The organism is Sulfurovum iocasae, from assembly GCF_047716765.1.
In the GTDB taxonomy this organism is placed as follows: domain Bacteria; phylum Campylobacterota; class Campylobacteria; order Campylobacterales; family Sulfurovaceae; genus Sulfurovum.
The window spans coordinates 1,924,960-1,950,840 of sequence record NZ_CP180410.1 but is presented as its reverse complement, the minus strand read 5'-3'; the positions used below and the strand labels follow the sequence as shown (position 1 = coordinate 1,950,840).

Sequence of the window (25,881 nt, the reverse complement as noted above, 5' to 3'; positions counted from 1 at the left end):
GAAGTATAATAAAGAGTGTATAAATGATTATTTTTAGGTTATAATTATTAGAAATTCAAAGGAGACACTATGCAAAACAATAAAATGACCATAGAAAACATACCTAAGTATAATTTTTTTATAATAGAGATGATAAAAGAGGGTTTTGCACGCATAGATGGTGTCAAGCTGACTTTTGTTCTGGCTTTCTTGATATATATGGCTATTGCTATTGTTTTAAATATACTCTTGAGTTTTATCTTCCCTTCACCGGTAGATAATCCAAATATACTCAATCAGCAAATAGTGGGTATCTTAAGTTATCCGGTACTTATCCCTCTTATGGTAGGGATGATGATGCTTGCTATTAAATATTCACGTGGTGAAAACATACACTACAGGTCTATGTTTGACTATTATCATATGACAGGGCATCTGGCGTTAGCAGGTATCTTGATATATATCCTCACTTTGATCGGTTTTCTACTTCTCATCCTCCCTGGGATATACCTGAGTATCGCTTATGTTTTTGCCCTTCCACTCATAGCAGACAAAGGTTTAGATGTATGGGAAGCAATGGAACTCTCAAGAAAAGCCGTAACTAAAAACTGGTTTAAAGTCTTTGGTTTGATGTTTCTTCTTGGTCTTATCTTCGGACTGGGAGCACTTGCCTTGGGTATCGGACTTATCTGGGCTATACCATTGATGTTCGTGACACTTTATGGCTTGCTTTATCCGTTGATCTTTGATGGAGTAGGGGTGTAACTTTACAAGTATTTCTTTTTGTGTTGTTCTTGTTCCTGACGGAGACGTTAGGAACGAAGCTAAAACTCTTCTATGATTAACCTATCAATTCCGAACACAAATCAAACCGATTATGCGTCATCAGATGTACTTTTCCGTGCTCTTTCATCACATCATCAAATATACGCTTAGACAAAGCAAATCCTACTTCTTGTTCTTTGTCCTCTCCATCCATAGCAGCGAGATTCATTTCATCTATGATATTTTTAGGTACAGAGATACCTGGTACTTTGTCATCTATAAAGTTGGCGGTTCTGGCTCGAACGATGGGGAATTGTCCCAGTATAAGGTGGGCTTCTTTGGCTGTATCTCTTACGCTCATCTCTTTGGCTTCTTCAAAGAGTTCCAGGAGTTCTTTGGCATTTTCCATGTTATAGACTGGTTGGGTAATGATGGCTCTTGCACCGTAGTCAAGTTTTTTAACGATACGTTTTTGTAGACTTTTCATATTCCTTGCATAAGAGTTACTCACTGCAAAAGGGTAGATGGGCTTAGGAGCAGGGTTGAGTGGTTTGTTTGAGTAGTCCACACCGTTGTTAAGGTGGTAGATGATACTTAGAAGCAGGGTAGAGTCACGTTCCAGTACCCCTTTAACCTCTGGTTGGTCTGAGAACTTCGCAGGGTCACCAGTGAGTGCAAGTATGCAACGCAGGTCAAAATCATTGGCACCAAGGAGGGTAGACTGTAAAGATAGCTTGTTTTTGTCTCTCATACTCATCGTAGCTATAACAGGTTTGTTAAACGTTTGCTGCACTTTGATCGCAGAGAGTACGCCTGACATTTTGAGTTTGGCTAGGGGGTTGTCTGTGCATGAAAAACCTGTGACTTTCTCGTGAAGCTTATGTTTTTTGATGTCTTCAAGTATATGGTCTATAGATGCACCATGTGGAGGATTTATCTCTACAGTGATGAATTTCTTATCGTTACAAAGGATGTCGCAAAATTTTTCAAACATTAATTACTCTTTTTTTATTTATTAGTTATAATTCTATCTAAATAATGCATAGAGGGTTATTACAGATAATCCAAGTATGATATATTAATAAATATTAATAGGAAAATGTATGTCTAAACTAGCCGTATTTGATTTTGACTCAACACTGATGGATGGTGAGACCATCGACTTTTTAGCAGCACCACTTGGACTTGAAGAACAAGTAGCATCCATTACAGAGCGTGCCATGGCAGGGGAGTTGGATTTTTTTAAATCACTTATCGCAAGAGTAGCACTACTTGAAGGACTAGAGAAAACGAAAGTAGATGAGATATGTGCAGATCTTCCTATGATGCCTGGTGCTTTTGAGGTAGTCAAAGGACTGAAAGAACGTGGATACACCGTGGTCTGTTTCTCAGGCGGATTTAGAAATGCTACTTCTCCAGCAGCCAAAGCACTTGGTATTGATGCAGACTTTTCTAATGTACTACATGATGACGAAGGCATACTCAGTGGTAAAGTAGGGGGAGACATGATGTTTGGTTTCTCTAAAGGAGATATGATAGTCCGTCTTCAAAATTTATTGGGTATTGATACGAAAGATACACTTGTTGTAGGAGACGGTGCCAATGACCTTAGCATGTTTGAACATGCCGCGACCAGAGTGGCATTTTGTGCAAAACCTGTACTTAAAGAGGCTGCAACACACTGTGTAGATGTAAAAGACTTACGAGAAATACTCAAGATAGTAGATACACTTTAATGAAAATCCCTAGCTGTAGTATCAAAGGTATTGTTACCCAGTTACTACAGCATAAAAAAGAACTTATTTTTGGTAATAGTATTGCCATACTTGCTACACTTCTTGTAGTGACAATACCACTTTTTATTCCTATTATGGTAGATGAACTTCTTTTAGGAAAAGACCATGGTTTTATCTCTTTTATCTCTGAGCATATTTGGGCAACGGATACCAAAGGGTATGTGCTTGGTATTTTGGTACTTATATTACTGTTGCGTGTTCTAAGTACGCTACTGTCGATAGTGCAGACTAAAATCTTTGTTTCCATATCAAAAAATATTACTTACAAAATGAGAGAGTCTTTGCTGAAACATCTCAAAAGAGTTTCACTAAAAGAATACGAGATGATACGTGTAGGGGCAGTGACCTCCAAGCTTGTAACAGATGTAGAGACCATCGATGGTTTTGTAAGTTCGACTATCTCGAAACTCATCGTTGCTGTACTGATACTGGTCTTCTCCGCAGTGGTGCTACTCTGGATACACTGGCAACTGGCACTCTTTATCTTGATCACTAATCCTATAGTAGTACTTTTTACCGTAAAGTTATCTCGAAACATAGGTAAGCTTAAAAAAGAGGAAAATCAAGCAGTAGAACTGTTCCAGTCTTCACTGACTGAAACCCTTGAACTTTTCCATCAGATACGTGCAGCCAATAAAGAAGAGTATTTTTTCAAACAGAGTGAAAGCAAAGCAAAAGAGCTTAAAGAGCACTCTGTGAACTATGGCTACAAGAGTGATGCAGCCATAAAGTTCTCCTACTTGATCTTTTTGGCAGGGTATGAAGTTTTTAGGGCAGTAAGTATCTTGGCTGTTGCCTATAGTGACTTGAGTGTGGGGTTGATGCTTGCTATATTCTCTTATCTTTGGGTGATGGTTTCTCCTACACAAGATATTATTAACTTTCAGTATGTTCTGGCTACAGCTAAAGCCGCTTGTAAACGTATCAATAGTATTTATGAGATGGAGCAAGAGCCTCTTATGGTGCAGATTGTCAATCCATTTGAGACTTCAAAAGCAATAGATATAAAAGTCACCAACCTCTCTTTCTCTTATCTTAAAGATAAGCCTATATTGAAAAATATCAATATGCAGATAGATGAAGGCTGTAAAGTAGCCATAGTCGGAGCCAGTGGAAGTGGAAAGACTACTTTAGCAAATATTCTTGTAGGCTTTTATCCTTTTGAGGAGGGGGAGATACTTTATGAAGGTGTGTCAAACAAAGTATTGAAACTCTCAACGATCAGAGAAAATATTCATCTTATATTGCAACATCCTAAACTCTTTAATGATACAATGTTGTTTAATCTAACGCTTGGCAAAGAGTATAGTGATGAAATGGTGCAAAATGCACTGCAGATCGCACAACTGAGTGATGTCATAGAACGTTTAGATAAAGGTCTTGATACCCTTGTAGGAAAAGACGGTATTAAGTTGAGTGGTGGACAGCGACAAAGAGTAGCCATAGCAAGGATGGTACTTTCTAACCCGAAGGTAGTCATCTTTGATGAGTCTACTTCGGCGCTGGATGTTCATACAGAAGCACAACTTTTTGAAGCACTTCAGAGCTTCTTAAAAGACAAAACAGTTATTACCATCGCACATAGGATTAGTACGATCAAAAGTGCCGAGTTCATCTATGTATTAGAAGATGGCAAAGTGGTCGATAGTGGAACTCCCCAAGAGTTACTGACTAAAGATGAAAGCTATTTTAGTAGCATGATATAAAGCATAGGAACTTTGGTTCCGTTATTTAAGGATAGATATTTGGATATTTTTCAAGCGATAATCATTGGAATTATCGAAGGTTTTACAGAGTTTTTGCCTATCTCTTCTACAGGACATATGATCGTTGCCAGTAAATTTTTAGGTGTTTCAGAAAATGCACTTACAAAGGCTTATCAAGTCATCATTCAATTTGCAGCTATACTTGCTGTGATGCTCATCTATAAAGAAAAAATCACCTTCAAGAAAATAGATCTTTGGACAAAACTTATTGTTGCATTTTTACCTCTTGCTATTGTAGGTTTTATTTTCAAAGACCAAATTAAAACACTTTTTAATGTTGAAACTGTAGCGTGGATGTTTATTATCGGTGGGTTTGTTTTCCTTGTTGTGGAGTATTTTTATGAAGAGAAAGAGTTTCATGTCAGTGATGTTGAAAAGGTAAGTTACATACAAGCACTCTGGGTAGGCTTGGCACAAGTCTTCTCACTTATCCCTGGAACAAGTAGGGCAGGTGCTACTATCATTGGGGGGCTTTTAGCTCATTTAGACAGAAAAACTTCTACAGAATTTTCATTTTTACTTGCGATACCTGTAATGGCAGCGGTAACCGGATATGATCTACTTAAACATTACCAAGATTTTACAGATGCAAACTGGGGGGCATTTGTCATAGGTTTTGTAACGGCATTTGTAGTGGCATACTTGACGATCAAACTTTTCCTCGCATTTATACAGAGATTCACTTTTGTGGCGTTTGGCATTTATAGGATAATTTTCGGGGTGATTTTGTTATTGGTGATTTAAGAACGTAGGGGCAGACCTCAGTGTCTTCCCCTACGTGAAATTGAATTTATAAAGTTTCCATAGGAGACTTCATTAAGTTCAAAAAGTTTTTTGGACATGAGCGAGGTCGACCTCGTATTTTAAAGGTAAACATTATGAAATTTAGTGAATTTAATTTTCACCCTGATTTGTTTAAGGGCGTGAAGATAGCAGGCTTTAAAGAGCCAAGTCCCATCCAAGAGATGGCTATACCGATAATCAATAACGGTAGTGATATGGTAGGACAAGCCCATACGGGTACAGGAAAAACAGCAGCCTTTGGTCTTCCTATGATGGATAAACTGGCTAAAGGTGAGATAGAGAGAGCGTTAGTTATCACGCCTACAAGAGAGTTGGCAACACAAGTGGCAGATGAGCTGTATCATCTTGGACGTTTTGCTGGTATTCGTACATTGACTGTGTATGGTGGTGTAGGGTATGGTCGTCAGATCGCACTCATACATAAAGGTGTACAGATCGTTGTAGCCACACCGGGAAGACTCAAAGATCTTTACAAAAAAGGAAAGATTGATGTTTTCAACCCTGAGATAGTGGTACTTGATGAAGCAGATGAGATGCTTGATATGGGATTCTTAGAAGAGATCAAAGAGATCTTTGAGTATATCCCGCAAAACAGACAAACACTGCTTTTTTCAGCAACGATGCCAGAGCCTATCAAAGAACTTGCAAATAACATTCTTTATAGACCAGAGTTTATCTCCGTAGTAGGGGATGAAGAGATAACAAAAAATATTATTGATCAGCGTTATTATGTTATCAATGAAAGTCAAAGAGATGAGGCTATCGTTAAACTTCTTGAAACAGAAAAGACCAATAAATGTCTCATCTTCTGTCGTATGAAAAGAGAGGTGGATAGGCTGGCTGAACATCTGCAAGCTTTAGGCTTTAATGCCAGTGGTTTGCACGGTGATTTAGAACAAAGAGACAGAGAAGTGATTATCAAAGCTTACAGAAGAGGGGAAACAAAGATCATGGTTGCTACAGATGTGGCTTCCCGTGGTCTTGATGTTAAAGATGTGACGCATGTATTTAACTACCATATCCCTTTTGACCCACAGAGTTATGTACACCGTATCGGTCGTACAGGGCGTGCCGGCAAGAGTGGTCAGGCTATTACTTTGGTGACGGCTGAAGAGTTTAGAGAGTTACAGCGTATCCAAAAAGAGGTAGGAGCAGATATGCGTCTTGCTACCATCCAGGGTGGAGAGGGCATAGATGAATCCAGTCGTGAATATCTAGCTGATCAAATTAGAGATATGCATATACATAATGACGCGAATGCATTGATAGCACATATGGGTGATATGGATAGAGAGTTACTTTTAGAGAAGCTTATCTCTTGCTTTATAGAGAGAGAACAACACAATGTTGGTTCACAAATTGGTTTTGACCAAAACACAGTAGATGAGATGATGCAAGGCTATATAGGTGAGCAAAAAGCTACGCGAAATAACAATCGCAGAAAAAAACGAAGATAATTGCTTTTTTTTAACTTGAAACAAGCAAAACTATTTTAAAATTTGAATATAAAACAATTTCTAAAAGTGAGGCTATATGGAAGATGTTAATTTGATAGGCGAAAGTTTAAAGTTTATGGTTTTGGGAATGGTAGTTGTCTTTTCATTCCTTATCATACTTGTACAAGTCGTAAAACTACAGGCAAAGATCATTAATAAATACTTTCCTGAAGAGACACCTAAGGCACCCACTTCTTCGGGTCAGTCTGATGAATCACAACGTATCGCAGCGATCATTGCAGCGGTAACAGAATTTCGCAAAAAATAATAATCATAAAGAAGGTATCGTAAATGGCTAAAAAATATATCGATGTAATGGACACAACTTTTAGAGATGGATTTCAGTCTGTCTTTGGTGGGCGTGTTCTTATGGATGACTTCTTTCCTGCGGTAGAAGCAGCGAAACAAGCAGGAATTACGCACTTTGAATTTGGAGGTGGGGCAAGATTCCAATCTCTCTACTTCTATCTACAAGAAGATGCATTTAAAATGATGGACGGTTTTAGAGAGATCGTTGGTCCGGATGCTAACTTGCAAGTACTCTCGCGTGGTATTAACACAGTGATGCTTGATACTGGTAGCCGTGAGATGATAGACCTTTTTGCAAAAATGTTTAAAAAGCATGGTACAACAACCGTAAGAAACTTTGATGCGCTTAACGATGTGAATAATCTTGCATTTTCTGCAGAGATGATCAAAAAACATGGTCTTAACCATGAGGTTGTTGTGACTATGATGGACTTACCTCCAGGATGTAAAGGGGCACATGATGTTGCTTTCTATGAAAAAACACTTAGAAATATTTTAGACAGCGGTATCGCTTTCGATAGCGTCTGTTTTAAAGATGCATCCGGTACAGCGAATCCTCATAAAGTATATGAGACTATTGCAATGGCAAGAAAACTTCTTGGTGACAGTGTTCACCTTAGACTTCACACACATGAAACAGCAGGTGTCTCTGTAGCGTCTTATCTTGCAGCGCTTGAAGCTGGGGCAAATGGTATAGATATGGCTGCTTCTCCGGTAAGTGGAGGAACATCTCAGCCAGATATCCTTACGATGCTACATGCAACCAAGGGAACGAACTATAACCTTGGTGATTTGAAACTAGATAAGATACTCAAGTATGAAGAGAGACTCAAAGAGTGTCTTGCTGAGTATATGATCCCACCTGAAGCGACACAGGTTTCACCTCTTATTCCATTCTCCCCAATGCCTGGTGGTGCTTTGACTGCCAATACTCAGATGATGAGAGACAGTGGAGATTTAGAGAAGTTCGATCAAGTGATCGCTGCGATGAAAGAAGTTGTAGAGCGTGGTGGTTATGGTACATCTGTGACACCGGTAAGTCAGTTCTATTGGCAACAAGCGTATGCAAACGTCATGTTTGGTCCATGGAAGCAGATCGCTCCAGGATATGGACGTATGGTATTGGGTTACTTTGGTAAAACACCGGTGAAAGCAGATGATGAGATCATCAAGTTTGCATCTGAAAAACTTGATCTTGAACCAACAACAGAAAATCCTTTAGATATCTCTGATCGTGATGAGACTAAGTCTATTGCACACTGGACAAAAGTGCTTGAAGAAGAAGGTTTGGAAACATCAGATGAAAACATCTTCATCGCAGGTGCATGTGATCAAAAAGGTATTGCGTTCTTGAAGGGTGAAGGCCCTCTCATGATAAGAAAAGGTAAAAATAACAGTGGAGAAGCAGAAATGGCAGGAAATTATACAGTAGTAGTAGATGGTAAAAAATATAGTGTACAAGTAGCAGAGGGTGATGCAGATATCCAAGTCTCAGAGGCTGCACCTGCAATATCAACAGCAGCGCCTGTTCCGGCAAATGGTGTAGGTGGTGTTGAAATACACTCTCAAACTCCAGGTAATGTATGGAAGATCCTGGCTAGCCCTGGTGACAGCATTAAAGAGGGTGAAAAGATCATGATCCTTGAAGCGATGAAGATGGAGATAGACATCACTGCACCAAAAGATGGTGTGATCGCTTCTATCAATGTCAATGTCAATGACACAGTCGCTGACGCACAACTTCTTGCCACAATGGAGTAGAAATGAATATCAAACAGATTCTTCTCTCTCTACTGTTTGCCATGGTTGCACTTACATCAATGGCCGGTGCTTCTTCTCATGACGCAGGAGCAGCTACACAAGAGAGTGTAAAAGAAAAAGAATATACGCCAAAAAGTATTGGCGAGTTGATGGGTAGTTTCTGGGAAACTACCGGTCTTAAAGCCATCCTCGATGTAAATGATGGTGAAATGACTTCTGAGCCAAAAGGTGCAAAATACGAGAGAGAGATGACTTGGTTTGAATCTTCTTTGGGTCGTATTATTATGATCATCATCGTATTTATCCTCTTCTATTTGGCCATTGCGAAAAATTTTGAACCACTGCTGTTGATCCCAATCGCATTTGGTGGGTTACTGGCCAATATCCCACTGGCTGGAATAGGCGGAGAGCATGGTATGTTGGGGATCATCTATAATATGGGTATAGCCAATGAGTTCTTCCCTCTGCTTATCTTTATGGGTGTTGGTGCGATGACTGACTTTGGTCCGCTTCTTGCTAATCCAAAAACAGCTATCCTTGGTGGAGCAGCACAATTTGGTATCTTCGGTTCACTTGTAGGAGCTGTTGCTATTGGATTTAGTCTGCAAGATGCATCTGCGATCAGTATTATCGGTGGGGCAGATGGTCCGACATCTATCTTTATTGCCAACAGACTTGCACCAGATATGCTAGGGGCTATTGCGGTTGCTGCTTATTCATATATGGCACTCGTACCTGTTATCCAGCCTCCTATAATGAGACTTTTAACAAACAAAGAAGAGCGTCAGATAGTTATGAAAACGAGTAGAAAAGTACACAGACTTGAAAAACTCGTGTTCCCTATTGTTGTTTTAGTACTTTCTATTTTGATACTACCAGAGTCAACACCACTTATCGGTGCATTTGCTTTTGGTAACTTTGCAAAAGAGTCAGGTGTTGTAGACAGACTGAGTGATACGATGCAAAATTCACTGATCAATATTGTAACAATATTCCTCGGATTGGGTGTTGGTTCAAAACTGGCAGCAGATAAATTCCTTGTCGTTGAGACTATGGGGATCATGATCATTGGTCTACTTGCATTCTCAGCAGGTACAGCGATGGGTGTAGTTATGGCGAAGATCATGAATAAGTTTTCAGATGAGCCTATCAATCCACTTATTGGTGCAGCAGGAGTTTCTGCGGTACCAATGTCAGCAAGAGTTGTAAGTAAAGTTGGTTCTGAAGAGAAGCCGGGTAATATTCTACTTATGCATGCTATGGGTCCAAATGTAGCCGGTGTTATCGGTTCAGCGGTAGCAGCAGGTGTGTTGTTATCAATTTTCAAATAAAATAAAGAGGATATAATGAGTACCAAAATACCAAACGGGCTTGATAAACTAGGATTAAAAAACATCGGTGATGTCTATTATAATTTAAGTTATGATGAACTACAAGCTCACGAAGTCAATCGTGGAGAGTGTAAGATCTCTACATCAGGTACAGCAATGTGTGATACGGGTATCTTTACAGGCCGTAGTCCTAAAGATAAATATTTTGTAGATCAGGCACCATCAAATGAGCATATTGCCTGGGGTGATGTAAATGCTAAGATTGATAAAGAGATCTATGACGAACTTTTAGACATTACTTTGACACAGCTTTCCGGTAAAAATATTTATGTTACTGATGTATATACAGGTGCAAGTCCTGCAAGTAAAAGATCAGTAAGATTTATCTCTGAAGTATCATGGCAGGCGCACTTTGTGAAAAACATGTTCATTCGTCCTACTGAAGAAGAATTGGAAAGCTTTGAACCAGACTTTACAGTATATAACGCATGTAAAACTACAGATGATAAGTACAAAGAGCATGGGTTGAATTCTGATGTTTATGTAGTCTTTAATGTAGAAGATAATATTGCTATCATCGGTGGAACCTGGTATGGTGGTGAGATGAAAAAAGGTATCTTCTCTATGATGAACTACTGGTTGCCACTTGAGGGTAAACTCTCTATGCACTGTTCAGCAAATGTGGGTAAAGATGAAGATGTATGTCTTTTCTTTGGACTTTCAGGTACTGGTAAAACGACACTTTCTACTGATCCTCATAGGGCACTCATCGGTGATGATGAACATGGATGGGACGATAATGGTGTTTTTAACTTTGAAGGTGGATGTTACGCAAAAGTGATCAACTTAGATGCAAAATCTGAGCCGGAAATTTTTGGTGCCATTGTAAAAAATGCACTTTTAGAAAATGTTGTAGCTGATACAAATGGTAAAGTAGATTACACAGATGGTTCGAAAACTGAGAATACAAGAGTTTCCTATCCTATTGAACACATTGCAAACCATAAAGAGGACTTACAAGCCGGACACCCAAATAATATTATCTTCCTGACTGCAGATGCATTTGGTGTACTTCCTCCGGTAAGTAAGCTCAGTAAAGAGCAGGCAATGTATTATTTCCTCAGTGGTTATACGGCTAAGGTAGCAGGAACAGAGAGAGGTATCACTGAACCGGTAGCCACGTTCTCAGCATGTTTTGGTGAAGCATTTTTACCACTGCACCCAACTGAGTATGCAAAGCTTCTTGGTAAGAAGATCGATGAACATGGTGTACATGTGTATCTTGTAAATACTGGCTGGACCGGTGGTCCTTATGGTACGGGTAAACGTATGAGTATTAAAGATACCAGAGCATGTATTGATGGTATCTTGAATGGCTCTATTAATGATGCTGAGTTTGATACGCTTCCTACCTTTAATCTTCAGATCCCTAAGACACTTGATGGGGTAAAAGACAATAAAGTACTTAACCCAAGAGAAACATGGGAAGATAAAGCAGAATATGATGCAATGCTTGCAAAACTTGCAGGTATGTTCACAGAAAACTTCCACCGTTATGATGATCATGGAAGTGAATTTGATTACGCATCCGCAGGCCCACAACTCTAATAAACAGAACACTTCATGACTCCTATTTCAATAGGAGTCATTCTCTCTTATTTAATTCTAAGAAATCTATAGTATAGTTTCATAATATTAAACATTAAGGAACAAAGATGGATGTAAATAAAATCAGAGCAGTATGTAGACCGATCAGAATCGTTCTTGGACTTGCACTTATTGGTGCAGGTGTATATACAGGAATTAAATGGTTCTATTTGGGTATTATCCCACTTATTGCAGGACTTTCAAACTTCTGTCCTCTATGTATCATCACTAAAAAATGTGATATCGAGGCTTAGTAATAGTGTAAGATGAAAAAATTCATCTTACACCATATTTTTACCTTCTTCTCTCACAAACAGATATCTTCACGCAGTATTCAATTTAATAAAGTATAATTTCATCATATAAATATCTTTCAAAGGGAAATCATATGGATAAACTCACACAATATTTAAATGAACGTCATAATGATGAGTTGCACCCCTCTGAGATAGCAAACCTTCTTAAAGATCTAAATGAAAAAAGTTTCAATGAAGCAGTACAGGCAATACCCAAAGAACTCATTGCTGATGTTGCGTTAGAACTTCCAGACAGATATTTTGAAGATGTAGTTGAGTCTTTTACGGTTAAAGAGTTAGCAGAGTCTGTTACAGAGCTGGAGAGTGATGATCAGACAGATTTCATACAAGAGCTTGAAGAGATCGATAGTGAAATGGCTAAAGAGGTCTTTGCCGAACTGGATAAAGAAGACCAGGAAGACATCCTTCAGCTAAAAAAGTATGAAGAGGATGAAGCTGGTGCGTATATGCAAACTGAGGTATATACAGCAAATTTACACCATACTGTACATGATGTCATCAAAGAGTTTGCAGAACTTAGAAAAAAAGATGAACTTGAAAATGTATATTACCTTTTTGTTACCGAAGAAAATAATACTCTACGTTATGGTATAGGATTAGATAACCTTCTTGTATTTGATTTTGATAAAACACTGCAAGAGAATATAGAAGAGAATCCTGAAAAGTATAAGCCTGTTGTTGGAAATAACCATGATGATATTTATGATATTGTACAAAAATTTCAAGAGTATGATTTAAGTTCTATGCCTATTGTTGATGACGAAGGGATACTGCTTGGGCGTATTACTTCAGATGATATTTATGACATTATTAATGAACATGCGACAGACCAAATGTATAACCTCGCAGGGGTAAATGATGATGCGGAAGAGGAAGAAGGCATCTTCAAAGCAGGAAAAGCACGTGCAGTGTGGTTAAGTATCAATCTTATGACAGCTATAGCAGCATCATTGGTCATAGGGCTTTTTGAAGAGACACTACAAAGTATCGTTGCATTGGCTATTCTGATGCCTATCGTTGCCTCTATGGGTGGTAATGCAGGGACACAAAGTCTTACGGTTGTTGTGCGTCAACTTGCTCTTGGAGATATTGCGAAACATGATGCATTTCGTACGATCAAAAAAGAGGTGATTCTCTCCCTTGTAAATGGACTCTTTTTCGCTATAATCATGGGTATAATAGCCTCGGTATGGTTTGACAAAGGAATGCTGGGTGTAGTTATAGCACTTTCTATGATCATTAATCTGTTGAGTGCAGGGTTCTTTGGTTCTATGGTACCATTGCTACTCAAAAAAATGGAAGTTGATCCAGCCATTGGAAGTACAGTGATACTGACAACGGTAACGGATGTAGTAGGCTTCTTTAGCTTTTTAGGTCTTGCGACCATTATTTTACTTTAAAGGTGTAATTAAATTATATGGATTTATTAATTCTCTATTTCTCTTTGGCTGTGTCTATATCGTTCATCTGTTCGATTTTAGAATCAGTCTTACTCTCTGTCAATATGGCATATATTTCCGTATTGGAAAAGGAAAGTCCTACAGCGGGTGCACTCCTAAAATCACATAAAATTGGGATAAACAAGTCTATTGCTTCAATTTTAATTTTAAATACTATCGCCAATACACTTGGTGCAGCAGCAGTTGGTGCACAAGCAGAGAGTATTTATGGTACGGGTGCTGTAGTTTATGTCTCTATTGTTTTAACTTTTGCTATTTTGTTTCTCTCTGAAATTATTCCTAAGACGATCGGGGCTGTGTACTGGAAGTCATTGGCTCCCACTGCTGCGTATGTCATACGTTTTTTTATCTGGCTTACGTATCCTATCATCTTAATGACACTCTTTGTAACAAACCGTATCAGCAAAGATTCTGACACGATGAGCTTGACAAAAGCAGAGCTTATAGAGAGCACACTGCTAAGTGAAGATGAAGGTGTACTCGGGGAGAAAGAATCAGATGTGATAGAAAATATACTTCTCCTTGACAAAATAAGAATTAAAGAGATCCTTACACCAAGAACAGTGGTTTTTGCTTTAGATGGCAGTAGAAGTATTAAAGATATTGTAGAGAATGAATCAGCGATATTTAAATTTTCAAGAGTGCCTGTGTATAAAGATAGTATCGAAAATACTACAGGTATGGTAATGACTAAAAAAATCTTTCAACAAGCTCTTAAAGATGATAGTGTCGCGTTGAATAATGTTAAAAAAGATATTTTTAAAATTTCTGAGAACTTACCTGTCTCTAAAGCGCTAGATCTTTTCATCAAGAAAAAAGAGCATATGTTTTTGGTACTTGACGGCTATGATCAGACAGAAGGGATCGTTACGCTTGAAGATTGTGTTGAGACTATCTTGGGTGTTGAGATCGTTGATGAGAGTGACAGTGATGCAGACATGAGAGAGGTTGCAAAACAAAAAATGCGTATGAAGCGTAGGTTGGACAATATTTCCAGCGATATAGAATAAGGCTTATCTTGTCATTAGCAACACTTGGATTATCTGAAGAGATTCTAAAAGCCCTTAAAGATAAAGGCTATGAGTCTGCGACACCTATACAAAAAGCACTTATACCTGCAATGTTCACACGTCGTGATATTATGGCAGGTGCTCAGACAGGTACAGGGAAAACTGCAGGGTTTTCTTTACCTATTCTTCAAGAGTTAACAAAAAGTTTTGTAGAGGGACAGCATTATCCTAAAGCTGTTATCTTAGTCCCTACACGTGAACTAGCCAAACAAGTCCATGCAAGTATAGAAGCATATGGGAAGTATCTTCCTTTAAAAAGTATTGTACTTTTTGGTGGTGCTAACTTAACGTCTCAAGCAAACAGACTTAAAGCTGGTGTAGATATCATTGTGGCAACGAGTGGACGCCTTTTGGAACATATAGGACAAAAGAATATTAATCTTGAGAGTGTTGATTACCTTGTATTAGATGAAGCAGACACCATTTTAGATATGGGTTTTGTACATGAAGTGAGCAAGATACTCCAACATCTCCCTTCAAGAAGACAAAATGTACTTATCTCTGCGACACTCACAGGATCTGTAAAACGATTGGCAGACCAGATACTTCATAGACCTAAACTCATAGAAGTGGACAGTATGGGTACATCGGCTCATTCTGTTGAACAGGTAGTCTATCCTGTAGTTAAAGAGAAGAAGACGGAACTGCTCTCTTATCTTATAGGTTCTCGTAATTATAAGCATGTTCTTGTCTTTGTACGTAAAAAAGAGGTGGCTGATGAAGTAGCAGCTGAACTGAATCTTTCCGGACTTAAAACATCTGTGATCCATGGAGGTAAAAGTTCCGGGGAGAGAAGTCGTGCATTAGAAGGTTTCAAAGAGGGAAAAGTACGTGTGCTTGTAGCCACAGACATTGCAGCACGTGGACTGGATATCCCTACACTGGGTGTAGTGATGAATTATGACATTCCTCATGTCACAGGCGACTACATCCATCGTATCGGTCGTACAGGTAGAGCAGGGGCTAAAGGGTTGGCTATAACGCTTATTTCACCTACTGAAATGGTAGCACTGAAAGACGTAGAGCGTCTGATGGGTAAAACGCTGCCACAAGAAAAGTTGGAAGGCTATGCCCCTAAAGTGATACTTACACAAAAAGGTGCACGTACAAATAAAAACGAACATAAAAATACGGATGGAGCTTTTGGTAAGAAAAAGAAAAAGTCCGCTATTGTTCCTAAGAGTAAAAAACGTAAAACGACGAAGCGTGATCGATTTAAGGCATATGATGCTGCTAAACCTAAATCGGATAAAAAAGATAAAAAGAGTGGACGAGGAAGACGATAAGTAGCTTAATACTAAATTTAGGCAAATAATGTATAATTCGGAATTATACAAGTAATAATTTAATACTATGAATGGAGTTCTCATGAAAACAATATTTCCCCTTCTTTTTTTACTTACTTATTTTCTATCTGCAAGTCATACTTTCGAGCCCAGCGAAACTTGTAAATCATGTCATCCGACTATCTATAAAGAGTTTGAATCAACACAACATGCCAAAGCATCCATTTTTGAAGATGAGATCCATGCAGCTGTGTGGAAAAAACACCCTAAAAACACCAAACTGGAATCTTATGCCTGTGCCAAGTGTCATACACCTGCTGCATCAAATATAGATGCCTTGGTAACGAAGCATAATGGTGTTGTCCCTGATGCCAACAACAGTACGCAAATGGAAGGAATCTCTTGTGCGTATTGTCATAGAATAGAGTCAATCAAACATGACTGGATGATGAATATCAATGTGGTTTCAAAAGAAGAAAGATCTTATTTTGGTTCACTTAAAGAGCATATTGAATCACCATTTCACAAGATCAAAACAGACAGTGCGCATTTTAATGGTGGTAATGTCTGTATCGGATGTCATTCACATAAGAAAAATAAGTATGATATGAATGTTTGTTCAACAAATGTGAAACATGAGCTTGATGGTACCAACTGCGTAAGTTGTCATATGCCAAAAGTTAAAGGAAGTGTTTCAAATATGAATGAGACAAAAGAACACACTTTTCATGGTTTCCCGGGAACACATTCCCATCAAGATATGTTAAGTCAGTATGTGGGTATTGAACTTAATGAAAGTGCTGCTAAATTTGATATTATTATCGATAATAAAAGCTCTCATGCCTTGTCATTGCATCCTATGCGGGTAATGCAATTAAGAGTGAATGTGACAAGAGATGGAAAAACAGTGGCCTTGGAAAATAAAGATTTTGCAAAAGTAATTGGTGCAGATGGTAATCCAACACCTCCTTGGTTAGCAAAAGAGGTAGTACAAGATACAGCAGTTAAAGGCAATGAAAAAAGAGTTGTAAGCTATGACTATGCATTGAAAAAAGGTGATAAAGTTGAAGCGACCATAGGGTATTACCTAGTCAATAAAAAAATGCTAAAAAGTTTGGACCTGGAAAACAGTGAAGTGGCAACAAAGTTTCATTTGTTTAAAACAGAAAGTTTTGAAATTAAAAAATAATTAAGGAAATAAAATGGCAGTACCTGAAGATATCGGATGTAGTAATGAGAGTTGTGTAGATGCACCAAAATGTGAAAGAACAGTGATCTATGAAAATGGCACAGCAAGAGAAGTAAAAAGTTTTGGTGGAACACCAGATAAAGGCTGTGGTAAGTTTCTTCCTAAGAAGGATTAGTCTCCTTTGAGACTAAACTTTCCTATCTCCTCTAAAAAGGTAGTCGCATACGACCCTTTAGGAAGGTAAAACCCAACCGTAAGCTTTTTTGTTTCTTTATCATATGCCGTCTCCACCTCTTTAGGCCATATCCAGGCAAAACGTCTGTCACCCTTCAAAGAACTTAATTCAGTATCGTCATACTCTTCTTCAAGATGATAAGCATCACTTTTAGCACGTAGGGCATTGGCACCACAAAGTAATCCTGTTGGAGAGATCTTCTTTTGTTCAAAGGCTTGGGCACTTTGTGTCATATCTTTTACGTAGTTAGTTTTCCCGTAGGGGTAGGGCATGATCACATCACCTAAAAAGAGTTTGAAAAACTGAGACTGTTTGGCTAAAACTTTAACCAGTTCCAGTGGGTACTTTAGTTTTTTGGCAGCTTCATCTGCTTTATTGGCAGTGATGATGGTAGAGAGTTTTACGCGTGAACCTAACCATCTGTTATAGAGGTAGCTTTGGTAGGCTGAGACAAGGAGTTTCTCTTTACTTCCCTTAAGACGTTTACCTGAATGGGCTATCTCTTTACCTTGTAGGTAGGAACGGCTATCTTCACCAAAACGCTGGTAACCATAGTAGTTTGGTATGCCGTCTACTTGCATCTTTTTCGCCGTAGTGTTAAAAAACTTGGCATCTTTTTCATTGATGTGGTGTAATATGATAGAAAACCTATTGCCTTTTAGTTGACCTATCTTAATAGGTGCTTTGTTATAGGTACGTTCAAGTATCTCTATCTTTTCAGTAGTAAGATTTTTGTTGAGTTCTTTTTCATACTGCTTAGGCAGAGAGACGTACTGTATAGTGGTGGCATTTTTATCTTTTAATCCTGCATAACCTATGTCACGTTCCTGCAATCCTGTGGCTTTAGCAAGTACAGTGATGAGTTTCCATGTGCTCATATCTGTTTTTTTTATCTTGAGTATCAGGTAGTTCCCTGTTCCTGTAGAGCTGTAAAGAGGTATCTCCTCTACAAAAAATCGTTCAACAGTTTGTTTAAAATCAAACTGAAGTGGAGTATGGTTATAGGCGTATATTTTTATGTGATTCATGGAAGAATTATAGCGAAATTATAATGTAGTGTGGGTATTGAAGCTCATATATAAAAGTGTGTTACTCTAGCAAGCTTTATACTTATATGATTTTACATTTTTCATTATAAAACCTTCCATATTGGCATGTTTTATAATGTTATGTCTTCTTGCTCTCTTAAAAATACTCAAAAGGCATCACTGTAGCGATAAACATTATAAAATATGTTAGATTATAAGGTTTTAGTGCAACCAAGTATTTTGGAGAAAATATATAGAATACCTTTTCATACTATAAACCACAAATAATTTAATATTAAAAAAAATAATGTAAATAATTCACATTAAATTAACACTTCTTTGTTATAGTAACGTGTAAATTAGTTATTGAAAAAGCCAAACCTATCGTGAGGTGGGGACGGAAAGCTATGGGTCTTGGAAAAGATCGCCAGGTTACCAATATCTTTATGATATTCCTCTTTTTCTTCTAATTACTACCAAAAATTAAAGGATTTTCCATGAACAAAAGTACAAATCAGAACGAGCGTAGAGGTTTTTTATCAAAAATGTTAGTAGCTAGTGCAAGTAGTATTGCACTTTTTTCATCTTCTGTGCATGCAGCTAATAGTACGACAACTAAGCTTACAGCAAAGCAAAAAGATGAACTTTTTTTCATCTATCAGGAAGAAAAATTAGCGAGAGATGTCTATATCACACTTGGTAAACTTTATCCCAAAGAAAATACATTTGCAAGTATCCAGCTCTCTGAACAAAGACATATTGATGCTGCACAAGGACTTTGTGAAACATATGGTATCGACATATCAGAAGTAAATGAAGATGAAGTAGGTAATTTTGTACTTCCTGTCTTGCAAGGATATTATGATGATCTTGTTGAGCAGGGTAGTGAATCTTTATTGGATGCATTAGATGTGGGTGTATTTATAGAAGAACTTGATATCGGTGATTTAACTCACGCAATAGAAGACTTAGGATTCCCTGCAGATGTAATTAGTGTATATGAAAATCTAAGAGAGGGTAGCTATAATCACCTTGAATCATTTAATGGTGCAATTACAATAGCATCATCATAAACCTAAGAGAAATATAAAATGACAGAAGAACCTAGTGAAATCATAAGTAAGTATTATCATGCTCTTTATAATGGTGATCTATCTGCAGTTAAAGATTTGATGACAGAAAAATCTTATATAATGACACTGGAGTCTTTTGGATTACGTTTGTCTTTTAGAGATGGGGAATTCAAGTCATTGCTCAAAGAGATAGAAGATAGTCCTGAATCTTTAGAAAAAGTGGAAGCTTTACTTTCGCAAGAGATCATCTCTAGAAATAAAGCACCAAAAATCAAGATTTCAAAGTGCGAACCAAATGGTTCAGAGAGAGAAACTGTATATTATACAGAAGATGGAAAAGTAAAAAAACTCTACTTCTCTAAAGAAAATGGTGGGTGGAAGATCAACTACTATGCAGGTCGTCCACTTCCTCAAAGCTATTTTTCAATTATTAAAAACTGGACTATATCTATCCTGCCATCATTTAAATAAAATTTCTACGTTTTCCCCTTCTAACTCTTATGGGTAGGATAGTTATCTTTAAAAGTTGATTGTAAAGTACTATTCTTAAATTAAATAAAATTATTTTATTTCTAAAACCTTATAAAATATATAACTTTATAAGGTTTTCATCAGCTCTATTTATTTTAGAATTTAATGCGAAAAGGTGTATAGTATTCCTTGAATAAATAGTTAATTATACAAAGGAAAATCATGACAGGACCTAATCCAAACGACAAAGAACCTATGAAAAATTTTCCTCAAGTGGGATATCTCAAGAACTTTATCTCTAATGAAAATATCATCGTGGGTGATTATACCTACTATGATGATCCTGACGGTGTAGAAAATTTTGAGAAAAATATTCTATATCATTTCCCTTTCATTGATGATAAACTCATTATTGGAAAATTTTGTGCCATTGCTAAAGAGGTAAAGTTCATTATGAACGGTGCAAACCATAAAGATAGCGGTTTCTCAACTTATCCTTTTTTTATATTTGGCAATGGTTGGGAAAAAGCAGCACCCAAAGAAGGTGAACTTCCCTATAAAGGTGATACTGTTGTAGCAAATGACGTATGGATAGGCTATGGCGTAACCATCATGCCTGGAATAAAAATAGGAAATGGGGCAATTATCGCTAGTAAATCAGTTGTAACCAAAGATGTACCTGATTATTGTGTAGTAGGTGGGAATCCTGCTAAAGCTATAAAATATAGGTTTGAAAAAGAGATTATAGATGAGCTTCTAGAGATAGCTTGGTGGGGCTGGTCAGCAGAGAAGATTACACAAAATTTAGAAGCGGTTACAAATGCTGATATAGAGGCATTAAAAAAGGTAAATGATTAACAAAATATAGCACACTAATAAAACACTTTATAGCATTTTATTAGTATATTTAAATATTATTTACAAAACCTTATAAAATATATAATTTTATAAGGTTTTGAATGATTATTTTTTAGAGAAGAATAACTATAGAGGGGAGAGGTAGGAAGAATATATTATCCACATTTCCCCGGAGCACATTTCATACCTCCGCATTTACCTTCCAATTTACTCTTGATACTTCCTGACTGCATGCTGTCTATCATCTCTTGTGTCTCTTTAGGGTGTGCTATGAAATTGTAGCCTTTATAAAGTGTATAGAGACCATAAAAGATGACCAGCATGGCAGCGAGTTTCATCATGGTTCCGCGTAAAGAGCCTTTTTGTAGAAATTTAGTGATGCTACCCAGGAAAAAGAGTGCAGGAATGGTAGCCAGTCCAAAGGTTGCCATAACGATAGCACCCCATAAAGGATCTGCTGTGCTTGCTGCAAAAATGGCGAAAGAGTAAACTAAACCACAGGGAATGATGCCATTGAGCATGCCAAGTAAAAAGAAACTTTGGAGAGATCTGCTGCTAATGAGTTTTCTAAAACTGTTTTGATACCAGCCGTTTTTTGAGATAGATAATTCTGCAGAGTTAAGAAACTTGAGGTTGCCTACAAGTGATAATCCTGCCAATATCATTAAAATACCTGTAAGTACAAAAAGCACACCTTTGGTTGTAGGAGTAAAGGCAATGGCTTTCCCAAGAAGTCCAAACATAGCACCTAAGATAGTATAGGTAACCACACGTCCAAAGTTATAGGCAAGATGAGAGATGGTTTGTGTTGCCCATGATGAAGTCTGGTCTATTTTAGTGGAACTATAGGCTACAACGATACCTCCACACATCCCGATGCAGTGTCCTACACTACCTAAAAAAGCCGTACTGAGGATGATAAGAAGGTCGATATTGTTCATTAAAATGTCTCTTTAATTTAAAAATTATAAAACTATAGTATTTTTTTGTTAAAATGGTGTTAAATATATGTAGTGACAGAGCAATGCTTTGTCTGATTACAAGGATAAGAATGATTAAAACATTTAAGCGTAATGTTATGAAAATGTTTCGAGAGTTTTTGGTGTATCACCATAGCTCTTTAGAGTATAGAGCAAAGATATTGACACTGATGATATCAGCCAATGGTGAGATCTGTGAGTGTGAGAAACAAAAACTTAAAGAGATAGCCCATAGTATCTATGGTGATGACCGGGATAGGGCGGAACTACTTATAGATGCAGTCAATGAATATCATACGAAGATCATCACCAATAACGGGCTTGACTTTGAACACCTTGTCCAGCAGGTACAAAAAGAGACTAAAGAGGTAAGACGTTTTTGTGAAAAGATAGACATGGAGATGCTTATGCAACTGCATGAGTGTATGGATAATGAAGAGGATATCTTATTTCAGAAACGTATTTTAAAGTTTTTACAAAATTTGAAAGATGAGTGTAAGATTTAAGATGGAATGGTATAAATTTATCATCTTCGGAAAAGTACAAGGTGTGTTTTATAGAAAGTTTATTTCACAAGCCATGATGAAAAAACAGTACAAAGGCTACATACAAAACCTAAGTAATGGGACTGTAGAGGTGGTAGCTGAAGTGTTTGATGATGATTTTGATACTTTTATGAAGATACTTAATGAAGGATCACCTTTAAGTTCTGTAGAAGAAGTCAAATATGAGATCTTTAATGAAGCAGAGTTTGCAACTGATGGCTTTGAGATACGATATTAGAAGGATTCTTGATGAGTAGTGGTTGGGGTTGTCAATATATGGGAACAAAAGGTGATGACAAAGAGTGGTGTTTAAAACTCCATCATCACTGTGAACCTGGGTGTAAAGGCTGCATCATTGCCGGAAAAGTTGAGTTCTCTCAGCCCAATATCTCTGAAGAGCAAGAGAGAAAGGTCAAGAATAGAAGTGATGATCCTTTGGGCGATAGATAACCTACGCCATCTCCTTCCCAAACTTTACTTTTAACTTTGCCAACTTTGGTGGAATCACAGCCATACAATACCCCTGCATTGAATTTTGACGATAATAATCTTGATGATAATCTTCAGCTTTGTAGTAAACATCTAAAGGTTCTATGGTAGTAACAATGGGGTCAGAGTAGTCTGCCTGTGCAGCTTCCATAGCTATCTCTGCGGCATCTTTGGTCTCTTCATCTGTGTAGAGTATGGTCGAGCGGTACTGTGTCCCTCTGTCTGCACCTTGCTGATTCAAGGTAGTAGGGTTATGCACTACAAAAAAGATGTCAAGCAAGATATCTGAAGTGATGATGCTGTCATCATAGGTGATCTTGATGACTTCTGCATGACCTGTTTCACCTGTACAGATGTCTCTATAAGTTGGGTTGAGTGTTTGTCCATTGGCATAGCCACTTTCAACATCACTTACCCCTCTTAGTAATTCAAATACTGCTTCCGTACACCAGAAACATCCGCCACCTAAAATTAATTCTTGTTTAGCCATTATTTTCCTTTTTATTTGGAAGTGGAGACTTCAGTCCCACCTGCACTTTGAGGCTTGATTTTCTGTGGGACTAAAGTCTCCACTTCCGAAGTTATATATTTTGTATCTACTTTCTGTGCTATAATACCTAACAAAGTAGAAACTAATCTAAATTGGAGAATTTTTTAATGAATGTTAATGTTGTATGTCCACATTGTCTCAAAGTAAATCGTATTCCTAAGAAAGAGAGTTATACTAAAGCAAATTGCGGGTCATGTAAAAATTCACTGCTTGAGAGTAAACCTGTTTCAGTAGATGCTGAAAAACTGGGTACATTTTTAGTTAACAGTGAGATTCCCGTAGTGGTAGATTTTTGGGCACCTTGGTGTGGTCCTTGTTTACAGATGGCTCCAGCTTACGAAGAGGCTGCTTTATCCATGCCGCTTCAAGCACAGTTTTTAAAAGTAAATACGGAAGAGCAGCAGGCTTTGGGTGGACAGTATGGTATCCAGAGTATTCCTACGCTTATCGTGTTTAAAAATGGTAAAGAAGTTGAACGGCTTAGTGGTGCTTTAAGTGCTAGTCGTTTACAAAGTTGGGTAAGGCAGTATCTGTAGATGAGTAAAATATTATTATTAGAAGATGATGCAAACCTCAATGAAACAGTCACAGAGTTTCTTGAAGAGAACGGCTACGAAGTAGTCTCTGTCTATGATGGACATGAAGCACAGGAGAAAATTTATGAAAGTAAATATGATCTGCTTCTCTTAGATGTAAATACGCCTGGTATCAATGGTTTTGATCTTCTCAAAGAGAGTAGAGAAGAGGGGGTTGTGGCTCCTGCGATCTTTATTACTTCTATGGACTCTGTGGATGACTTGGAAAAAGGGTTTGAAAGTGGTTGTGATGATTATATCCGTAAACCTTTTGCGCTTAAAGAGTTACATATACGTGTAGAGACTCTGCTTAAAAGAGGTTTTTTTCATGAGTCTAAAGAGTTGATACAAGTCTCAAAAAATATCGCGTATGATATTAAGAATAATGAACTTATCATTGATGAGAACAGTGTTTCTTTAGGCAACAAAGAGTCAAGACTCTTAAAGCTTTTTATGAAAACAGAGGGAGAAGTTCTTGCACATGAGCGTATATATGAACATTTATGGGATTTTGATGAAGAACCTAGTGACACAGCACTTCGTACCTATATCAAGAACCTTCGTAAGATCATAGGTAAGGAAAGAATTGTTAGTATCAAAAAACAAGGCTACAAATTCATTACTGAAAAGTGAAAAGAAATCTCTTCTTAGATTTTTAACACTTTATGTAGCGATGGTTATCTTTGTGATCACACTACTCGCAGTTTTTTACTATCAAAGTCAAGAGAAACTGATGCTCTCCGATCAGCGGGCTTCCCTTTCAAAATATGCTTATATACAAACAAAAAGACTTAAAGTACTGCATTACTTTTTTGATGAAAGAACCACTTACCCAAGAGATCCACGATTCAGATCAGCTATTTATGATATTGAATTCAAGAAGATCTTTTCTATTTTGGGTGATGAATCCATACGTTTTGATGAAGAGATCTATATTACGAATCAACATATACATTTTGTAAAAACATTAGATACCTATTATTTAGGTACAAAATATCTCATCATAGAAGTTGAAGATGATAGTGCATGGCGTGGAGAGATATGGAAGCATATCTTAGGTTATGGTTTCATTGCATTTTTCCTTTTTATGTTATTTGGTCTCTTTCTGGCAAGATTATTCTTGAGACCTATGCGTGATTCCCTCATGTTGCTTGACCGGTTTATAAAAGATACCACGCATGAACTTAATACACCACTTTCAGCAATACTTGCAAACATTGAAATGATGGATACAGATGTAATGATAGAGAAGAATAAGAAGAAGCTCAATCGTATCAACATTGCTGCTAAAACAGTATCAACCCTTTATAAAGATCTAACTTATTTGACTTTGGAACAAGAGCAAGAGAATGAAGATGAAATGATAGAGCTTCATACTCTGTTACGTAACAGGGCAGAGTATTTTTTTATTTTGGCTGAGTCAAAGCAATTGAAATATGAATTAGATCTGGAAGATGCAACGATGATGGTAGATAAACGCAAATTTACCCGTGTGATCGATAATCTTATTTCCAATGCTATTAAATACAATAAACGAGGTGGTGTTGTAGGTATAAAACTGCGTCAGGGTATGTTGATGATATGGGATACGGGAATCGGGATAGATAAAGAGAAGATACCATTTATGTTTGACCGTTATATGAGATTTAATCAAAGCGAAGGTGGCTTTGGTGTAGGTTTGAGTATTGTTAAAAAGATCGTTGATGAATATAATATCAAGATAGAAGTAGAGTCAAAAGAGGGAGAAGGAACAAAGGTGGTGTTGAAATGGTAAAAAAAACAGTTTTATTTATTGCCTTGACTATAGGAGTCTTTTCACAAGATGCATATGAACGTAATTGTGTAGAATGCCATAAAGATCTTCCCACTACGTTACAGCAAATGTTTAAAGAATATTTGCAGACTTACAGTGGAGAAGAAAATGTGAAAGCTGTATTGAAACACTATTTACGTCATCCTTCTAAAAGTATCTCGGTAATGTCTGAACTGTTTATCGATAGCTATGGGATAAAAAAGAAGAGCAGATTAAACAACAAAGAGCTTAATGAAGCGATAGATATATATTGGGAAAAGTTTAAGGTTTTTGATAAGTTGAAGTAGA

The 25,881-nt window shown here is 37.4% G+C and carries 29 protein-coding genes and 1 riboswitch; of the genes, 25 read left to right on the top strand and 4 right to left on the bottom strand.

The genetic code is table 11. The features are described 5' to 3' along the window. Positions 1 to 69: 69 nt before the first annotated feature. Positions 70 to 744, top strand: a complete 675-nt coding sequence (locus tag ACLHDG_RS09650; RefSeq protein ID WP_415406021.1) for a hypothetical protein — start codon at positions 70 to 72, stop codon at positions 742 to 744. A 76-nt stretch (positions 745 to 820) separates the two neighbouring features. On the opposite strand, the gene ACLHDG_RS09645 is transcribed toward ACLHDG_RS09650, so the two are convergent. Next, complete coding sequence (locus ACLHDG_RS09645) at positions 821 to 1,738, bottom strand: methylenetetrahydrofolate reductase (protein WP_415406020.1); 918 nt, start codon at positions 1,736 to 1,738, stop codon at positions 821 to 823. Positions 1,739 to 1,847: 109 nt separating this feature from the next. On the opposite strand from ACLHDG_RS09645, the gene serB reads away from it, so the two are divergent. From serB to ACLHDG_RS09575, 14 genes are all read left to right on the top strand, one after another. Next, positions 1,848 to 2,480 (top strand): phosphoserine phosphatase SerB, encoded by a 633-nt coding sequence (gene serB, locus ACLHDG_RS09640; RefSeq protein WP_415406019.1) that lies wholly within the window; start codon positions 1,848 to 1,850, stop codon positions 2,478 to 2,480. Next, positions 2,480 to 4,246: an ABC transporter ATP-binding protein gene (locus tag ACLHDG_RS09635; RefSeq protein WP_415406018.1), complete on the top strand. Its 1,767-nt coding sequence runs from the start codon at positions 2,480 to 2,482 to the stop codon at positions 4,244 to 4,246. Before serB ends, ACLHDG_RS09635 begins: the two co-directional genes overlap by 1 nt. Positions 4,247 to 4,285: 39 nt before the next feature. Further along, positions 4,286 to 5,050 carry an undecaprenyl-diphosphate phosphatase gene (locus ACLHDG_RS09630; RefSeq protein ID WP_415406017.1) on the top strand — a complete coding sequence of 255 codons (765 nt, stop codon included), beginning with the start codon at positions 4,286 to 4,288 and terminating at the stop codon, positions 5,048 to 5,050. Positions 5,051 to 5,184: 134 nt separating this feature from the next. After that, positions 5,185 to 6,567 carry a DEAD/DEAH box helicase gene (locus ACLHDG_RS09625; protein WP_415406016.1) on the top strand — a complete coding sequence of 461 codons (1,383 nt, stop codon included), beginning with the start codon at positions 5,185 to 5,187 and terminating at the stop codon, positions 6,565 to 6,567. Between the two features lie 76 nt (positions 6,568 to 6,643). After that, positions 6,644 to 6,874, top strand: coding sequence for an OadG family protein (locus ACLHDG_RS09620; protein WP_415406015.1), 231 nt, complete (start codon positions 6,644 to 6,646; stop codon positions 6,872 to 6,874). Between the two features lie 23 nt (positions 6,875 to 6,897). Next, the gene (locus ACLHDG_RS09615; protein ID WP_415406014.1) at positions 6,898 to 8,676 is read left to right on the top strand and encodes a biotin/lipoyl-containing protein; all 1,779 of its coding nucleotides are present in this window, start codon (positions 6,898 to 6,900) and stop codon (positions 8,674 to 8,676) included. A 2-nt stretch (positions 8,677 to 8,678) separates the two neighbouring features. Then, positions 8,679 to 10,007, top strand: a complete 1,329-nt coding sequence (locus tag ACLHDG_RS09610) for a sodium ion-translocating decarboxylase subunit beta (protein ID WP_415406013.1) — start codon at positions 8,679 to 8,681, stop codon at positions 10,005 to 10,007. Between the two features lie 15 nt (positions 10,008 to 10,022). Continuing rightward, entirely contained in the window at positions 10,023 to 11,615 is a 1,593-nt protein-coding gene (gene pckA, locus ACLHDG_RS09605) for a phosphoenolpyruvate carboxykinase (ATP) (RefSeq protein ID WP_415406012.1), read from the top strand. 107 nt (positions 11,616 to 11,722) lie between these two features. Then, positions 11,723 to 11,908 (top strand): DUF2892 domain-containing protein, encoded by a 186-nt coding sequence (locus tag ACLHDG_RS09600; protein ID WP_415406011.1) that lies wholly within the window; start codon positions 11,723 to 11,725, stop codon positions 11,906 to 11,908. Between the two features lie 134 nt (positions 11,909 to 12,042). Beyond that, on the top strand, positions 12,043 to 13,371 hold the full coding sequence (mgtE, locus tag ACLHDG_RS09595) for a magnesium transporter (protein WP_415406010.1): 1,329 nt from the start codon (positions 12,043 to 12,045) through the stop codon (positions 13,369 to 13,371). A gap of 17 nt (positions 13,372 to 13,388) precedes the next feature. Next, positions 13,389 to 14,441, top strand: a complete 1,053-nt coding sequence (locus ACLHDG_RS09590; RefSeq protein ID WP_415406009.1) for a CNNM domain-containing protein — start codon at positions 13,389 to 13,391, stop codon at positions 14,439 to 14,441. Between the two features lie 8 nt (positions 14,442 to 14,449). Continuing rightward, positions 14,450 to 15,787, top strand: coding sequence for a DEAD/DEAH box helicase (locus tag ACLHDG_RS09585; protein WP_415406008.1), 1,338 nt, complete (start codon positions 14,450 to 14,452; stop codon positions 15,785 to 15,787). Between the two features lie 82 nt (positions 15,788 to 15,869). Beyond that, positions 15,870 to 16,976 (top strand): multiheme c-type cytochrome, encoded by a 1,107-nt coding sequence (locus tag ACLHDG_RS09580; protein ID WP_415406007.1) that lies wholly within the window; start codon positions 15,870 to 15,872, stop codon positions 16,974 to 16,976. Between the two features lie 13 nt (positions 16,977 to 16,989). Beyond that, positions 16,990 to 17,151 (top strand): hypothetical protein, encoded by a 162-nt coding sequence (locus ACLHDG_RS09575; protein WP_415406006.1) that lies wholly within the window; start codon positions 16,990 to 16,992, stop codon positions 17,149 to 17,151. On the opposite strand, the gene truD is transcribed toward ACLHDG_RS09575, so the two are convergent. Next, the gene (gene truD, locus ACLHDG_RS09570; RefSeq protein ID WP_415406005.1) at positions 17,148 to 18,239 is read right to left on the bottom strand and encodes a tRNA pseudouridine(13) synthase TruD; all 1,092 of its coding nucleotides are present in this window, start codon (positions 18,237 to 18,239) and stop codon (positions 17,148 to 17,150) included. The two genes, ACLHDG_RS09575 and truD, sit on opposite strands and share 4 nt — an antisense overlap. A 364-nt stretch (positions 18,240 to 18,603) precedes the next feature. Continuing rightward, a riboswitch (cyclic di-GMP riboswitch) is annotated at positions 18,604 to 18,679 on the top strand. A gap of 57 nt (positions 18,680 to 18,736) precedes the next feature. On the opposite strand from truD, the gene ACLHDG_RS09565 reads away from it, so the two are divergent. The 3 genes from ACLHDG_RS09565 (at position 18,737) to ACLHDG_RS09555 (ending at position 20,641) form a co-directional block, all read left to right on the top strand. Then, positions 18,737 to 19,312, top strand: coding sequence for a DUF2202 domain-containing protein (locus tag ACLHDG_RS09565; protein ID WP_415406004.1), 576 nt, complete (start codon positions 18,737 to 18,739; stop codon positions 19,310 to 19,312). A gap of 18 nt (positions 19,313 to 19,330) precedes the next feature. Beyond that, positions 19,331 to 19,783, top strand: a complete 453-nt coding sequence (locus ACLHDG_RS09560; RefSeq protein ID WP_415406003.1) for a hypothetical protein — start codon at positions 19,331 to 19,333, stop codon at positions 19,781 to 19,783. Positions 19,784 to 20,005: 222 nt separating this feature from the next. Next, positions 20,006 to 20,641 carry a Vat family streptogramin A O-acetyltransferase gene (locus tag ACLHDG_RS09555; RefSeq protein WP_415406002.1) on the top strand — a complete coding sequence of 212 codons (636 nt, stop codon included), beginning with the start codon at positions 20,006 to 20,008 and terminating at the stop codon, positions 20,639 to 20,641. Positions 20,642 to 20,796: 155 nt separating this feature from the next. Here ACLHDG_RS09555 and ACLHDG_RS09550 read toward each other — a convergent pair whose 3' ends face one another. Next, positions 20,797 to 21,582, bottom strand: a complete 786-nt coding sequence (locus ACLHDG_RS09550) for a sulfite exporter TauE/SafE family protein (RefSeq protein WP_415406001.1) — start codon at positions 21,580 to 21,582, stop codon at positions 20,797 to 20,799. Positions 21,583 to 21,692: 110 nt separating this feature from the next. On the opposite strand from ACLHDG_RS09550, the gene ACLHDG_RS09545 reads away from it, so the two are divergent. From ACLHDG_RS09545 to ACLHDG_RS09535, 3 genes are read left to right on the top strand one after another with little or no spacing between them, the layout of a single operon-like run. Continuing rightward, a complete protein-coding gene (locus tag ACLHDG_RS09545; protein ID WP_415406000.1) occupies positions 21,693 to 22,127 on the top strand; it encodes a hypothetical protein in 435 nt (144 codons plus the stop codon). A gap of 1 nt (position 22,128) precedes the next feature. After that, entirely contained in the window at positions 22,129 to 22,404 is a 276-nt protein-coding gene (locus tag ACLHDG_RS09540; RefSeq protein WP_415405999.1) for an acylphosphatase, read from the top strand. Between the two features lie 11 nt (positions 22,405 to 22,415). Then, the gene (locus tag ACLHDG_RS09535) at positions 22,416 to 22,616 is read left to right on the top strand and encodes a hypothetical protein (RefSeq protein ID WP_415405998.1); all 201 of its coding nucleotides are present in this window, start codon (positions 22,416 to 22,418) and stop codon (positions 22,614 to 22,616) included. 1 nt (position 22,617) lies between these two features. Here ACLHDG_RS09535 and msrA read toward each other — a convergent pair whose 3' ends face one another. Continuing rightward, positions 22,618 to 23,145, bottom strand: coding sequence for a peptide-methionine (S)-S-oxide reductase MsrA (gene msrA / locus ACLHDG_RS09530; protein ID WP_415405997.1), 528 nt, complete (start codon positions 23,143 to 23,145; stop codon positions 22,618 to 22,620). A gap of 167 nt (positions 23,146 to 23,312) precedes the next feature. Between msrA and trxC the strand changes: the two genes are divergently transcribed. From trxC to ACLHDG_RS09510, 4 genes are read left to right on the top strand one after another with little or no spacing between them, the layout of a single operon-like run. Further along, positions 23,313 to 23,741 carry a thioredoxin TrxC gene (trxC, locus tag ACLHDG_RS09525; RefSeq protein ID WP_415405996.1) on the top strand — a complete coding sequence of 143 codons (429 nt, stop codon included), beginning with the start codon at positions 23,313 to 23,315 and terminating at the stop codon, positions 23,739 to 23,741. Next, positions 23,742 to 24,413 carry a response regulator transcription factor gene (locus ACLHDG_RS09520; protein ID WP_415405995.1) on the top strand — a complete coding sequence of 224 codons (672 nt, stop codon included), beginning with the start codon at positions 23,742 to 23,744 and terminating at the stop codon, positions 24,411 to 24,413. Beyond that, positions 24,367 to 25,554: a sensor histidine kinase gene (locus ACLHDG_RS09515; protein WP_415405994.1), complete on the top strand. Its 1,188-nt coding sequence runs from the start codon at positions 24,367 to 24,369 to the stop codon at positions 25,552 to 25,554. The genes ACLHDG_RS09520 and ACLHDG_RS09515 overlap by 47 nt, the downstream gene beginning before the upstream one ends. Continuing rightward, a complete protein-coding gene (locus ACLHDG_RS09510; RefSeq protein WP_415405993.1) occupies positions 25,548 to 25,880 on the top strand; it encodes a hypothetical protein in 333 nt (110 codons plus the stop codon). Before ACLHDG_RS09515 ends, ACLHDG_RS09510 begins: the two co-directional genes overlap by 7 nt. The last annotated feature ends 1 nt before the right edge of the window (position 25,881 follow it).

Excerpts from the sequence above, each read along its gene's own strand:
- pckA (WP_415406012.1), top strand. The coding sequence starts at position 10,023 with ATGAGTACCAAAATACCAAACGGGCTTGATAAACTAGGATTAAAAAAC.
- trxC (WP_415405996.1), top strand. The coding sequence starts at position 23,313 with ATGAATGTTAATGTTGTATGTCCACATTGTCTCAAAGTAAATCGTATT.
- ACLHDG_RS09550 (WP_415406001.1), bottom strand. The coding sequence starts at position 21,582 with ATGAACAATATCGACCTTCTTATCATCCTCAGTACGGCTTTTTTAGGT.
- ACLHDG_RS09590 (WP_415406009.1), top strand. The coding sequence starts at position 13,389 with ATGGATTTATTAATTCTCTATTTCTCTTTGGCTGTGTCTATATCGTTC.
- ACLHDG_RS09645 (WP_415406020.1), bottom strand. The coding sequence starts at position 1,738 with ATGTTTGAAAAATTTTGCGACATCCTTTGTAACGATAAGAAATTCATC.
- ACLHDG_RS09610 (WP_415406013.1), top strand. The coding sequence starts at position 8,679 with ATGAATATCAAACAGATTCTTCTCTCTCTACTGTTTGCCATGGTTGCA.
- ACLHDG_RS09520 (WP_415405995.1), top strand. The coding sequence starts at position 23,742 with ATGAGTAAAATATTATTATTAGAAGATGATGCAAACCTCAATGAAACA.
- ACLHDG_RS09560 (WP_415406003.1), top strand. The coding sequence starts at position 19,331 with ATGACAGAAGAACCTAGTGAAATCATAAGTAAGTATTATCATGCTCTT.
- ACLHDG_RS09540 (WP_415405999.1), top strand. The coding sequence starts at position 22,129 with ATGGAATGGTATAAATTTATCATCTTCGGAAAAGTACAAGGTGTGTTT.
- ACLHDG_RS09650 (WP_415406021.1), top strand. The coding sequence starts at position 70 with ATGCAAAACAATAAAATGACCATAGAAAACATACCTAAGTATAATTTT.
- serB (WP_415406019.1), top strand. The coding sequence starts at position 1,848 with ATGTCTAAACTAGCCGTATTTGATTTTGACTCAACACTGATGGATGGT.
- mgtE (WP_415406010.1), top strand. The coding sequence starts at position 12,043 with ATGGATAAACTCACACAATATTTAAATGAACGTCATAATGATGAGTTG.
- ACLHDG_RS09545 (WP_415406000.1), top strand. The coding sequence starts at position 21,693 with ATGATTAAAACATTTAAGCGTAATGTTATGAAAATGTTTCGAGAGTTT.
- ACLHDG_RS09600 (WP_415406011.1), top strand. The coding sequence starts at position 11,723 with ATGGATGTAAATAAAATCAGAGCAGTATGTAGACCGATCAGAATCGTT.
- ACLHDG_RS09535 (WP_415405998.1), top strand. The coding sequence starts at position 22,416 with ATGAGTAGTGGTTGGGGTTGTCAATATATGGGAACAAAAGGTGATGAC.
- ACLHDG_RS09510 (WP_415405993.1), top strand. The coding sequence starts at position 25,548 with ATGGTAAAAAAAACAGTTTTATTTATTGCCTTGACTATAGGAGTCTTT.
- ACLHDG_RS09580 (WP_415406007.1), top strand. The coding sequence starts at position 15,870 with ATGAAAACAATATTTCCCCTTCTTTTTTTACTTACTTATTTTCTATCT.
- ACLHDG_RS09575 (WP_415406006.1), top strand. The coding sequence starts at position 16,990 with ATGGCAGTACCTGAAGATATCGGATGTAGTAATGAGAGTTGTGTAGAT.
- ACLHDG_RS09555 (WP_415406002.1), top strand. The coding sequence starts at position 20,006 with ATGACAGGACCTAATCCAAACGACAAAGAACCTATGAAAAATTTTCCT.
- ACLHDG_RS09615 (WP_415406014.1), top strand. The coding sequence starts at position 6,898 with ATGGCTAAAAAATATATCGATGTAATGGACACAACTTTTAGAGATGGA.
- ACLHDG_RS09635 (WP_415406018.1), top strand. The coding sequence starts at position 2,480 with ATGAAAATCCCTAGCTGTAGTATCAAAGGTATTGTTACCCAGTTACTA.
- ACLHDG_RS09620 (WP_415406015.1), top strand. The coding sequence starts at position 6,644 with ATGGAAGATGTTAATTTGATAGGCGAAAGTTTAAAGTTTATGGTTTTG.
- truD (WP_415406005.1), bottom strand. The coding sequence starts at position 18,239 with ATGAATCACATAAAAATATACGCCTATAACCATACTCCACTTCAGTTT.
- msrA (WP_415405997.1), bottom strand. The coding sequence starts at position 23,145 with ATGGCTAAACAAGAATTAATTTTAGGTGGCGGATGTTTCTGGTGTACG.
- ACLHDG_RS09625 (WP_415406016.1), top strand. The coding sequence starts at position 5,185 with ATGAAATTTAGTGAATTTAATTTTCACCCTGATTTGTTTAAGGGCGTG.
- ACLHDG_RS09565 (WP_415406004.1), top strand. The coding sequence starts at position 18,737 with ATGAACAAAAGTACAAATCAGAACGAGCGTAGAGGTTTTTTATCAAAA.